Origin of the sequence: Wolbachia endosymbiont (group B) of Philonthus cognatus (assembly GCF_947179345.1) — a bacterium.
Classification (GTDB): Bacteria; Pseudomonadota; Alphaproteobacteria; order Rickettsiales; family Anaplasmataceae; genus Wolbachia.
Genome location: NZ_CAMXBG010000002.1, coordinates 735,069 through 747,912, shown reverse-complemented (window position 1 = coordinate 747,912; position 12,844 = coordinate 735,069). Strand labels below are relative to the sequence as shown.

The window sequence follows — 12,844 nt, the reverse complement described above, 5'->3', positions numbered from 1 at the left end:
TATAGACATAAACACATATCTTATCTCATTCGGACTATTATAAGAAAGGGTATACTACAAAGTTAAAAAGAATAAGAAAAATTTGATAGAAAGTAGCACCTAAACTATATATCATAGTCAGGATATTGTGGAGGAGCTTCTCCTTGCTTTTTAGTGATTTTTGGATATCTTTTTCCAATTTCCGCTTCAATGACACCACAACATTCTACTAAGAACTCCCAATTATCACCATAATCAAAAAGGAATAGCATTTTTTTGTTAAGTTGAAAAATTTTATATATGTAAGATTTTTTTACACTTTTTTCATTATCATTAACTGGATCACCAAAATCATAAAATAACGTATACGCCTCTGAGCTTTCGTGAATATCTTTTATGTTATCATAAAAACCAAACGCATGATCAAACTCAAAGTCAAAAGCATCAACAATCTCTTTTGCAAAAGTATAGAGACTAGTTCTGCCTTTCAATGCCATTTCACGATAGATTTTTTTATTTAGGGAGAGCTTAAATAGGTATACTTTTTCTTTATTATCCACCTAATTTACCTTTGACTTACATTAAATTAACCAATACCAAAAAATAATGCAAGTCAAATATAACCTTGCTCACATATCTTACCCTGTTCGGATTATTACAAGAAATGTATGCTTTAGAAAAAAGCTTAACTGAACTCTCTTACAGCACATACTTACTTTTAATGACCAATAATATGGTTGGTGCTAGAAATAGGCGTTCTTAGGCCTTCAAGATAACTGTTTACTTTCAGCGAGTCATCCAAATCATGCTCTATTTTTTGTGTTTTTATCTCGAATTTAAATCCTAATTTTTCGCAGAATTTTTGAAAATATTCTTTAATAACATCAAACAAGTTTCTACCTTCCTCTTTATAATTTTTTAGTTCATTAGGAATAGTAAGTAATAATTTGCCATCTTTATAGGTTACACCATCTTTACCATCTTGAGACTCAAGTACAAATTCAAGTGAAGTCGATAGATCGCATATTTTTTCTCCTGGATTATCAAATTTGGCTACAGGTATTTCCATATCAGACTTTACTCTTATATTATTATGGCCAGTGTAATCAATATTTATTACTTTATCAGGTTCTCGAAGTGTTAATTGATAATTACTCAGTGCAGAGTGATACTCAACAAATATACCTGCTAAGTATCCTGCTTGATTACAATTAGTAACTAGTTCTTCTAAGATAAGGTCAGTTGGAACTTCTGCTTCAGCATATTTAAACATTTCCTTAAAAACTTCTTTTACAAATGGGCGGTAGTTCTTATTGTCATCTCCTACTTTTAGTAATAAATCCATGTGCTCTCTTCCAGCATTGTAAAATCTCTCGAAATCTTTCCTATATGAGTTGGTTTTCTGATAATCAGGAATTTCAAGATTTTTACAATGACTTTCCCATAATCCACTTAACGCATTATATGCAAGCTCTTTTTCAAGATCTTTTAGAACTGAATTAACAAAATCCCTACCATGATCTGTGTCTATTTCTCTTTGTTTTTTTCTTGCGGTTTCAGTACTATATATATCACCACTGTTAAAAAGATTGCTTTTGCGACATTTAGCTCCTTCCATTAATGCAGAGGTTAAAACTGTATCTATAATTTTTCCATTAATAACAAAATTCATTCTTGAAACATCCAAATACATTGTTTCACCAGAGTTTGCTGATTTATTGCTCTTACCAGCCTTTAATTTACTAAAACCAAATTCTTTAATTTTAGCCTTTAATGTAACTATTGGATTTGCTTTTGTCATACTCCCCCTTTACTAAAGCCTTCAAAATTGATTGTACCATAGGAATTGTTAATAGATTATTGAAGATATATGAGTCTAACAATGGCTTTGTACTACCTGTATAATAAATACGCTAAGGCTAAAATTTAGCTGTAGAAGTAATAATGCAACTTTATCGCATTTCATTTTACTATAACTTGACTATAGAAAAAATCTTATTTTGATTACTACGAGTAGTTCTATAAACCAAATTAATTGTAAAAAAGAGCGAGTGATTTGTGTAGAGGGGAGTGTTAAATAAACTGTGTCAAACCGAAAAAAAAGTAATAAGTTGATATAAAAAAATGGAGGTTTGACAATGAGTCAGAAAGTAGTAAACAGAACTACCGGTTTGGTAGATTATAAAGAATTAGAAACAAATATCCTGTCGTCTATACGAGAAGGAAGACCGTTGACAGGAAGAGATGGAGCATTAACACCGTTTATAAAAAAGTTGCTGGAGGTAAGCCTGGAAGGTGAAATAGAAAACCACTTATCGGCTGAAAGCGAAGAGAATAATCGAAGAAATGGGAGGAATGCAAAGACTTTACGTACAAGCGCAGGGTCATTTGAGCTTTTGACGCCAAGAGATAGGGAAGGAAGTTTCGAACCACAAATAGTCAAAAAAAGGCAAACAAACTTACATCCAGAGCTTGAAACGAAGATTTTGAGCACATTTGCCAGTGGTATGGGCTATAGAGATATAGTGTCACATGTTGAGGAAATTTATGATCACAAAATATCGGCGGCAGAGATATCAAGTATTACTGACAAATTGCTACCAGTAATCAACGAATGGCGTAGTCGCCCGCTGCAGTCTGTATATCCGATAGTTTTCATGGATGGCATGTTTTTTAAAGTCAAAGAGGACGGGCATTGCGTAAGTAAATGCATGTATAACATATTAGGCATAGATCAAAATGGCAAAAAAGAAGTATTAGGTTTTTATTTGGCTGAAAGTGAAGGAGCTAACTTCTGGTTGGGAGTGCTAAATGACCTCAAAGAAAGAGGAGTAGAAGATATCCTTATTGCCTGCGTTGATGGGCTAAAAAGCTTTTCTGCAGCTATAAACAGTGTCTTTCCTAATGCGGAAGTGCAGATGTGTATAGTGCATCAGATACGCAACTCACTGAAGTATGTGGCCGGTAAAGATGCGAAGAGTTTTTTGAGCGATTTAAAGAAGGTATATCAAGCTTCAAGCAAGGAAATTGCCGAGAATTATCTGTTAGAATTGGATGAAAAATGGGGCACAAAGTACCCTATGGTTATAAAATCTTGGCAGAATAATTGGGAAAACTTGTCTGGTTATTTTAAGTATTCTGGTCCAGTTAGGAGGATAATCTACACCACCAATCCCATAGAGGGGCTACATAGGCAAATTAGGAAATTCACTAAGACCAAAGGCTCATTTACCAGCATAAATGCCTTGTATAAGCAGGTATATTGTGCTATAAAGAAGGCAGAGGAAAAGTGCTGTACATGATTGGGCATTAACTATCTCTCAACTTGATGTTTTCTTTCCTGGCAGATTGAAAATTGAGTTGAACTAAAAATGCGGTTTGACACAGTTTATTTAACACTCCCGTGTAGAGCTTAAGACAATTCGTTTCTTAGATTACTAATCATCTTAGTTAATACTTTCTACCTAGTAATTTCCTCCCTAGAAACCCTTCTTAACTCTTCACGTTCTGTCCATTTGTTGTTAGACTCGCTTATTACTTCAGGACGCATTAATCCACCAGATCTTTCAAAATATCCCTGTTCAATAGCATCGTAGACCCAGTAGTTACCAAGCTCGCAATCATTGCCTAACTCTTCTTCGCGACCTTTGAATTTTTCTAATATTTCTTCTCTATTACTCACTTCTACTATAATTTTGCTTTTATTCTGTACGTCAGGATACAGCCTAACGTCTACATTTCCCAAACTAGTATAGAAAGTTAATACTATACTGCTACCTTCTGTAAGATCTGTGTAATTCCTTATGCCATCTTCAGTTTTAATTTCTACTTCACTTTTACCGATCTTTACTATATTTCTTCCACATTTTACATCTCCATCGGTTAGACCTAAATCCCTTACCCCATCTGTTATCTTTATAATGTCTATTTTACTATCTTTAGAATATTCTAAGTAAAAAACGGAGTTGTCTATTCTTGCATCTTTTAGCTCGCTATTGGTTGCACTTTTTGCGATTTCAATAAACTTATGAGAATTGCTAACATAATCTATATAAGCTTTTTTTAGGTTAGTTTTATGCTCTTTAAATTCTGATGTCAGTGTGTTAGCATCAACTGTATTACCAAACACTGCCCCTTTTGATACTAATTGACATATTATATTACTAGCAACTTTAGGATTTTTTTCCAACTCACTGATTTTTTTCATCACATAATCGGTAAAAGTGTACTCATTACCTGAAAAGAAATCTTGTGAAAGAGAATAGTTTAATCGTACACCAGACTTTATAGCATCGTTTACAATCTCTTCAATTTCAGCCATGTTTTGAGCCTGAAACACCTTATCAGAAAACTCATTTAACTTTTCCTTTTGATTTGAGGTTAAATTAACGAGTAATTTACTGACCTGTCTTTTCTTTTGCTGACGATAAATATTTATACCATAATCTAATGCTCCTGCTTCTAGAAATATTTTTCTTAACTCTTGAGCAAGATCTTCATTATCCCAAGCAAAACGATCAACATACGAAAACACTTTTGATTCACCCATTCCTTGCCTAATATTTAGCACTACTTTTAGGTCTGAATCTCTTTTATGCTTACTTAAAAACTCCTTTAAATTTTTAGTGCAGTCTGAATCGAGTACAAGTAAGTCATACAATTCCTTATTCATCTTTTTCTGTTTACCAGTTAAAAATAATTCTTCAATATCATAGCAGAGGTTATTAGTTGCTATTCGTTGTGGAGTTTTACCCTTTCTACTTGTTATATTAGGTTTAGCTCCTTTCAAAAGAAGAGAGTTTGCATTATCGTGGTGACCTTTGGCAGCAGCAAGGTATAATGGTGTTTTTCCTTTATTATCTTGTATGTTAGGATCTGCGCCTGCTTCTAAGAGTAAATCTATAGCCTGATTTCCTGTGCGACGAAATCCACCAATGTTTGCTCCTGCAATCGCATGCAATACTGTTGATTGAGATTCTCCTCTTCTTAGGTTAAGAATTACTTTTAAATCTTTATTGTTTCTATTATCATGTAAAAATTCTTCAAGGGGCTCAGTATTATCAAATGAACCACAGTTAGAAGTTAAACATTTTAGAGCACTAAGTAACTTTTTGTTTAAATTTTTTTGACTTGGTGTAAGGTCATGATCTAGAGCAAACCAAACACAAATCTGTTCACTTAATCCAAGTTTGCTATCTATCAAAGATAATGGTTCATTATAGTTTCTGACTGATGGTAAGTCTCCTGAGTACCACATATCATTCATCAGCTCATTTAATAAATGCTCTTTAGATGATAGATGTTCTATAATTGATTCATATTCAAAATCAGATGGCTCTGGTTTGGATTTTGGTTTTAGTAGATTGATAATAGATTTTACTATCCCAGTAGACTCACCCATACTTATCCCTCTAAGCTAAGATATATGATACATTGTATGCAATATGTAACATTAAGTCAATAATCTTTTTACTACTCACGTCGTTAAGCTTTTGTGAAGTTTTTATGGTGAGTAATATAAGATCTTTAGACAATCAAGCAGTTTAGCATTTACCCTACAGTACGGCTTGTTGTCTGTTTTGAATTTGTTACTATCTCACACCAACTATTTTTTTTCTTTTCATTAGATAAGGTAATTTTTTCAGAAGATTGACGTAGTGTTTCATGTTTTTCAAAATATCCTCGTTTAATCGCATCATGTACTGAATATCCACCAAGTAAGCAATTTTCTCCTATTTCTTCCTTATCTTTTAATTGATCAAGTTTCTTCTTGTCATCGTCACTTATCTTTACTTCAATTTTATTGTTGTCTTTATCACTAGAACGTAGATGAATACTAATCTTTCCTACTTCAGTAGTAAAAGACATTTCAATGCCACCTTCTAAAACGTCTGTATAATTTCTTTTTCCTCCTACATTTTCAACTCTTACTATACTCTTTCCAACATGAAATATATGATGTCTAAAACTTAAATCTTTCACTTTTGGATTATTTATAACTTTTGCAACCTCAACAGTGCTATCTTGCGAATATTTTACATAAAAATATCCATTATCCATTTCTACGTGTAAAGCTTTGCCTTGGGCACTACTGTTTATAATACCTTCATCTGCTACACTTTTTAGCTTGTTATCGATTTCTTCACGTTCTGCAAAAATCTCATAACTGAACCCATAAGTTGCATACAATAACTTATCATCATAAAAGGAACTGCATTTTACTCTTCCACCTTTTAATAGTAAATTACTCATGATATTGCGTATAATACCTATATTTTTATCATCTGATACACCCTCGTAGGCAGGAATATCTCTTATTCCCTTAGAAACTAAACTTGTTATAGTCTCACTATCGTCTGATAAACTCTCATAAGGTGGTAATCCCTTATGCTGTCGTATTCTATCAGGGATATTTCTTATTTCCTTAAAAATTAAACTTGTTATAGTATACTTATCATCGTTATATTTTGAATTGAGTCTTATCCCTTTTTGCAAATATTTATTTGTTATGCACTCTATACGCTCTAAAGCAGTGTTTGTAAAATTTTCATGCTTATCCCTATAACCTTGATCATTTTTTGTTACTACATCTTTTAACTCTTTACGAAATTCATCAATTAGACTTCTCTCACTTTCAGTCAGTAGTAGATCTAACTTAATTAAAGCAGAGTCTCTTGGACTAATAGAGTAATTTTTCCAATATAAATCACTATCATCAGTTTCACTCTGATACGACAATGTATGTTTTACACATGTGTCAACAGCCTCCCTAGTTTCATGTCTCTGATCAAGGTCATAACATTCCGAACGATTACTTATTCCTTGAACAAACAAACTATAATCATCTAAATCTGTTATGTCATCTTCAGGCGTTGGTTCCTCATTGCTATTACGCTCAATTTTTGAATGCCATGGCTCAGTATTTAATTCCTCTCCTAGCTTTTGTTTACTGATAGATTCTACAACATATTTTACTGACTCTGTATCCATACTACCTCCTAGCCTAGATATAGAATATATTATGTACAATATATAATATTGGTCAAGCTAATTTCAACACAATCTTTTTACTACTCATATTTTTGTTAAGTTTTTATGGTGAGTAACAATGGAGTATGTAGATAGGTTAAAAGTTGCTTATGACTGCAAATTTGAGCTAATTTTACTATAGATTAAAATAGTTAAGACCTATATTTGATATCACTATTATTAAGAGCGTGATGGATTATGCTTTAAAGGAGTACGGAAACTGCTGAAGTTTTTACAGCAAACCTGTATGGAGCAACTTCAGCAGAATAAACAAACACATGCCAGTATTAGTAGAGAATTATTTATAAGTCAATTAACTTTTTCAAAAAATATTTTAGTGAAGATACCATGCTAGCTAGTGTTATAAACAATTCAATTGTTTACTCCTTCAAAAAAGATCGTATATTTTTGAGAACAAGTTGCGTAAAAATAAGGTTATAAAAATAGAAGATTTAAATTATTTCCATAAGCTTAGGCAAAACAGTTCGTATGTATATATGGATAAAATGGGCTAATATGGCTAGTTTTAGCGTATAGCAAAGTCAGAATACAAAAAAGTTCGTATGTATCGTTTGGTAGATCAACGCATCCCAAGAAAAACAGTTCTCACGCTTCTTGGTTTTGAGCGCTGGAAATGGTTATATTGTTTAAATTTTTAGCAATATGTAATACTAATTCATTAAAAAATGGAAAAGAAGAATTATGGTAAGAAAAGTTTATGCTTATCTTATAATAAAAGTGCAATAGAAATTTTCCTAAAGAAAGCAAAAATCGCAGAAGTATACAAAAAAAATATAAGCATTTATAGTACTCAAAAATGTAAGTACAGTAATGTTAAAAACTATTAAGTATTTATGCTGCATAATGTATCTATAGGTTAGAGGTAATTTATGAACAGAAACACACAATCACAGAAAAATATTCAATATAAAATGTTAATAGAGGTTGCTAATTATAAAGCATTTAGGGAAGCTGCTACTGAAGGTAATATTGAAACGTTGAAATTTCTATTGGACAGAGCGAAATTACTAGATTTACAGTGTAAAATGTTGGCAGTTAATGATTATGAAGTATTTAGAGAAGCTGCCGGTAATGATAATGCTGAAGTATTAGAGCTTCTGCTGAATAGAGTAGAATTACCAGAAGAACTACATACAATGTTAGCAGTGAAGAATTATGAAGCATTTAGAGAAGCTGCTGTTGAAAGTAATATTAAAGTATTGGAGCTTCTATTGGACAAAGCAAAATTACTAGATGTACAGTATAAAATGTTGGCAGCTAATAATTATGAAGCATTTAGAGTAGCTGCTTATGCAGGGCACACTGAAGTACTGAAACTCTTATTGAATAGAACAGAATCATCAAATGTACAGCGTGAAATGTTGGCGGCTAATAATTATGAAGCGTTTAGAGTAGCTGCAGATGATGATGGTGATATTGAAACGTTGGAGTTTCTATTGGACAGAGCGAAACTACTAGATTTACAGTGTGAAATGTTGGCGGCTAATAATTACGAAGCGTTTTGGGAAGCTATCAGTGAAGGTAATATTAAAGTGTCGAAGTTGCTCTTGGATAGAGCAGGATCACTAGAAGAACAACATGCAATGTTAGCAGTGGAGAATTATGAAGCATTTAGGGCAGCTGCTGACAGTGGTAATATTAAAACGTTGGAGTTTCTATTGGATAAAGCGAAATTACTAGATGTACAGAGTAAAATATTGGCAGCTAATAATTATGAAGTATTTAGAGTAGCTGCTACCGGTAATGGTAATATTGAAGTGTTGAAACTACTGCTGGATAGAGTAGAATTGCCAGAAGAACGACATACAATGTTGGTGGCTAATAATTATGAAGCATTTAGAGAAGCTGCTGCTGAAAGTAATATTAAAGCATTGGAGTTTTTATTGGATAGAGCAGGATTGCCAGAAGAACAATATGCAATGTTGGTGGCTAATGCTTGTCAAGCACTCAGAATAGCTGCCAGTGAAGGTAATATTGAAGTGTTGGAGCTACTATTGGATAAAGCAGGATCGCCAGAAAAACGACATGCAATGTTGGCGGCTAATAATTATGAAGCGTTTAGGGTAAATACTGTTCATGTTGACATTAAAGTATTAGAATTTCTATTAGATAAAGTAGGATCGCCAGAAAAACGACATGCAATGTTGGCGGCCAATAATTATGAAGCATTTAGAGAAGCTGCTGCTGAAGTTGATATTGAAGTGTTAGAATTTCTATTAGATAAAGCAGGATCACCAAAAGAACAATATGCAATGTTAGCAGCTTATAATCATAAAATGCTTTCTTCCCAGATAATTGAGAGCCATGAATATTCTTCTGAGGAGTTCAAAAGGATGTGTCTTGAAGCTGTGATAAACTATAATAGTAAGGAAATGCTTGATACAGTGCAGTCAAACCTTTTCCCTTCCAGTACCCGTCAAGAAGTAGATGAATCTTATCAAGAGAGAAAGAGAAAATTTGAGGCAATAGAAGATTTATCAAAATCACAGCCAGGACCTTCTGGGTATAAACCACTATCAAGGCATCCTCAAAGAAAAATGTCATGTGTAAATATTGAGCCAGGAAATGGAGAAAGAGAGAAGGTAATGAAATGTTGAGAAAACATTCAAAAAAGTGTGTCAAATCAAAAAATAAATTAATATAAAGAAAAGTTTGTGTAGAACATTTAATATACCAACACATCCAAAACAAACACTTAACGTGCGACCCGAAAGTCATGAAATCGTGATGGTTAAATTCCATCCGCCTTAACATCGGGTTGAAAGCATAATCCACACTTTAGGAAAGTGGCGATTTTCTAAGGTGCAAGCATGGATTAAAAAGGGGTAATATTAAACTTTATAATAAACCCCCCTAAGAAAGTTAGATATGGTTACGAAAGGAACTTATGTCTGAATTGTCGTTATTTGTGATATGCGAAATAAAGTTGAGACGCATAAACCAAAAGGTACGGAGAGATGAATAATTAGAATGAGAAGGTCTAATTAAGATGTTTTCAACCTCCCGGCAAATAGTAAGAACCTAAGTTAACGTGAAAAGATTTCATGGAACGGAGTAACCACATGGAAGCTCTTATTATCCTTTGTTTAAAAAGGATAACTAAGAAGGTGGCCCACTAAATGCTTCTATGTGGAGGGATTGTTTAAGAAGCTAATGCCTAAAGTAATATTTGGGATATGCAGACGTAAACACTGTAATTTGGAAGGTAAAGTTGTGAATAGTAGTGAATATGTTATGAGCCAACAAAATGTTAAGTATGAATGGAATTTGGCGCAAGCTTGAGAAATCTTCATTTAAGCTACAAAAACGAATTTACCGAGCTTCACAATGTAATGATATGAAGATGCATAATCTTCAGAGGTTATTACTAAAGTCAACAAGTGCAAGAATGCTCGCTGTTAGAAGGGTAACTCAGGATAACAAAGGGAAAAAGACTTCAGGCATTGATGGAAAGTCTAATCTTAATAAAAAGGAAAGATTGCTATTAGCAAATTCCTTAAATATAAGAGAGAAGGCAAAGCCATCAAGACGGGTATGGATCCCAAAATCTGATAGGTCATCGGAGTATCGCCCGCTCGGTATTCCTACCAATAGCAGATAGAGCAAAGCAAACACTTGTTAAAATGGCACTAGAACCGGAATGGGAAGCAAAGTTTGAGCCTAACACTTACGGTTTTAGATCTGGTAGATCCTGTCATGATGCAATAGCAGCTATATTTATCGCACTTGGTCAGAAAACAGCATTTATACTAGATGCTGATATTTCCGGATGCTTTGAAACATTCTGCACTGCTTGAAAAACTTAATACCACACCAACTTTAAAGAGAATTATAAAAGGATGGTTGAAAGCAGGCATTATGGAAGATAGAAAGTCCAGTCCTACCAAACGTGGCACAATTCAAGGTGGAGCAATTTCTCCATTACTTGCATGTGTAGCACTATATGGACTAGAACAGAATATCAAAGAAGAACTTAAGGAAGAACTTTTCCAATATGCGAAAAAGAAATATAGCAGGGTGTCTCGCAAGCAGGCGCAAAATTCAGTTAGTGTAATTACGTACGCTGATGATTTTGTGGTATTACACGAGAGCGAGGAACTTGTGATGAAGGCAAAGGTTCTAACTGAAAAATGGCTAAAACCCGTTGGACTAGAATTAAAGTCATCAAAGACAAGAATTGCACATACACTGAAATCCCTAAATGGGGAAAAGCCAGGATTTGATTTTCTTGGATTTTCAATAAGGCATTATCAAACACGTCAAAATAAGAGAGGTTACAAGTAAACCAAGTCGTAAATCTATAAGTCAACACTTGTTATCTATAAAACATAAGCTTAAAGAGTTGCGAGCAGCGCCACAAGAAGCTGTAATAAAAGAACTTAATCCAATAATAAGGGGTTGGAGCCAATATTACATCTCGGTAGTCTCAAGCAAAGTCTTTAATTTATTAGACTACTCTATGCATAACAAACTTTGGAAATGGGCTGTCTATAGACACCATGACAAAAGAAGGTGTTGGGTTAAAAGAAAATACTTTAAAAAGTATGGTAACGACAATTGGAGATATATGGTAAGTAACAAGTTATATCTTATTAGACATAGGGATCATGCTATTAAACGACATATCAAAGTAAATGGAAATAGATCTCCGTATGATGGAGATTGGCCATATTGGGGAAATCGTTTAAGTAAATTACCAGATCACGAGTAATAAAATTACTGAAGTTACAGCAAGGTAAATGTAATTATTGTTATCTTTGGTTTAGGTTTAACACATGTACATCATCAAGATTGCAATAATAACATGAAAAATCTATCCTTGCTTCATAAGCACTGCCACGATCAATTACATGGAAGTATGCATACCAAATTAGAGAGAAGCCGGATGATGGGGTGTGCCGTAGAGACACAAAGAATGATCAGAAATGAGCAAACTAAGTGCTTAAGCTGCACAATAGATGAGGGAAGGTCCCTCAAAGTCGGCTTGCAAGAGCAGGCTTTAAACAACCATAAGCTGCTTTGATAAAGAGTCAAGGTAGTGAGCGTTATGGAAAAGGCACAAATACGTGTCATGTACGAAATAGAGAGGCGAATGAAAATGAACCACTGATGAAGTGTCGAAAGGGCTGAGACGACGTCAAAACCAGGAGCTCCCATCTCTCCTGGGATAGATCTACAAGGAACTTGCTTACTGGGTAGGTGGCGTCCGGCATATAGGTGGCGTGAAAACTATTATAGGCTATTGTGTAGAACTGCGGGAACCTGTCGTTTCGATGACAAGGGAGAAATCCAAGAAGCTAAACTTCAAGGATGAGAGTACCGATGCGAAGAACAGGGGCGGATCAGCTTGTATAGTATTTTCTAAAATGAATGATAAATTTCCATTATGGTATTACCAACCAAAAGTTGTAAGTCTGTACATTTATACATTAGAGGTCTGAGGCGGCTTTTGATGGTATGCCAACAGTGTTCTATGGGATTCAAATCTGGTGAATATGTTGGAAGATACAGCACATGACAGCCAAAAGACTCTATTAATGATTTTGTTTTAGTGGTCTTATGAAATGTAGCATTATCCATAACTATGGTTGTGCCAAGTGGCAATTTAGGTTTCTCCAACCATATATTGAATACCTCTTTGTCACACCCACCTTTGAAAGTCATTGGTGCAATAAATCTCATTCCAATCCACCCGGCTACTATACTGATTCTCTCTCGCTGGAATATCTGCATAAATTTTCTTTCCTCTTGGAGCACGTCCATATTCTCGGTATAATTTATTATCAACTCCTGCTTCATCTATATATAAGATGCT

At 34.0% G+C, this 12,844-nt stretch carries 8 protein-coding genes and 2 pseudogenes; 5 read left to right on the top strand and 5 right to left on the bottom strand.

The genetic code is table 11. From position 1 onward, the window contains the following. Nucleotides 1-104: 104 nt before the first annotated feature. Complete coding sequence (locus ONG78_RS05425) at nucleotides 105-539, bottom strand: plasmid pRiA4b ORF-3 family protein (protein WP_264377868.1); 435 nt, start codon at nucleotides 537-539, stop codon at nucleotides 105-107. A 158-nt stretch (nucleotides 540-697) separates the two neighbouring features. Beyond that, nucleotides 698-1,780 carry a hypothetical protein gene (locus tag ONG78_RS05420; RefSeq protein WP_264377867.1) on the bottom strand — a complete coding sequence of 361 codons (1,083 nt, stop codon included), beginning with the start codon at nucleotides 1,778-1,780 and terminating at the stop codon, nucleotides 698-700. A gap of 337 nt (nucleotides 1,781-2,117) precedes the next feature. On the opposite strand from ONG78_RS05420, the pseudogene ONG78_RS05415 reads away from it, so the two are divergent. Continuing rightward, nucleotides 2,118-3,348: pseudogene (locus ONG78_RS05415) on the top strand (IS256-like element ISWpi15 family transposase). 91 nt (nucleotides 3,349-3,439) lie between these two features. Here the strand turns inward: ONG78_RS05415 and ONG78_RS05410 are convergent. Together ONG78_RS05410 and ONG78_RS05405 are read right to left on the bottom strand one after the other, a co-directional pair. Further along, nucleotides 3,440-5,380 (bottom strand): ankyrin repeat domain-containing protein, encoded by a 1,941-nt coding sequence (locus ONG78_RS05410; protein WP_264377866.1) that lies wholly within the window; start codon nucleotides 5,378-5,380, stop codon nucleotides 3,440-3,442. A 149-nt stretch (nucleotides 5,381-5,529) separates the two neighbouring features. Further along, the gene (locus ONG78_RS05405; protein WP_264377865.1) at nucleotides 5,530-6,969 is read right to left on the bottom strand and encodes a hypothetical protein; all 1,440 of its coding nucleotides are present in this window, start codon (nucleotides 6,967-6,969) and stop codon (nucleotides 5,530-5,532) included. Between the two features lie 929 nt (nucleotides 6,970-7,898). On the opposite strand from ONG78_RS05405, the gene ONG78_RS05400 reads away from it, so the two are divergent. From ONG78_RS05400 to ONG78_RS05385, 4 genes and pseudogenes are all read left to right on the top strand, one after another. Continuing rightward, on the top strand, nucleotides 7,899-9,626 hold the full coding sequence (locus tag ONG78_RS05400; protein ID WP_264374768.1) for an ankyrin repeat domain-containing protein: 1,728 nt from the start codon (nucleotides 7,899-7,901) through the stop codon (nucleotides 9,624-9,626). Nucleotides 9,627-10,276: 650 nt separating this feature from the next. Continuing rightward, complete coding sequence (locus tag ONG78_RS05395) at nucleotides 10,277-10,630, top strand: reverse transcriptase N-terminal domain-containing protein (protein ID WP_264374769.1); 354 nt, start codon at nucleotides 10,277-10,279, stop codon at nucleotides 10,628-10,630. A 22-nt stretch (nucleotides 10,631-10,652) separates the two neighbouring features. Then, nucleotides 10,653-11,313: pseudogene (locus tag ONG78_RS05390) on the top strand (reverse transcriptase/maturase family protein). Nucleotides 11,314-11,341: 28 nt separating this feature from the next. Beyond that, nucleotides 11,342-11,740: a group II intron maturase-specific domain-containing protein gene (locus tag ONG78_RS05385; RefSeq protein WP_264377864.1), complete on the top strand. Its 399-nt coding sequence runs from the start codon at nucleotides 11,342-11,344 to the stop codon at nucleotides 11,738-11,740. Between the two features lie 650 nt (nucleotides 11,741-12,390). Here ONG78_RS05385 and ONG78_RS05380 read toward each other — a convergent pair. Beyond that, complete coding sequence (locus ONG78_RS05380; RefSeq protein ID WP_264377573.1) at nucleotides 12,391-12,762, bottom strand: transposase; 372 nt, start codon at nucleotides 12,760-12,762, stop codon at nucleotides 12,391-12,393. Between the last annotated feature and the right edge of the window lie 82 nt (nucleotides 12,763-12,844).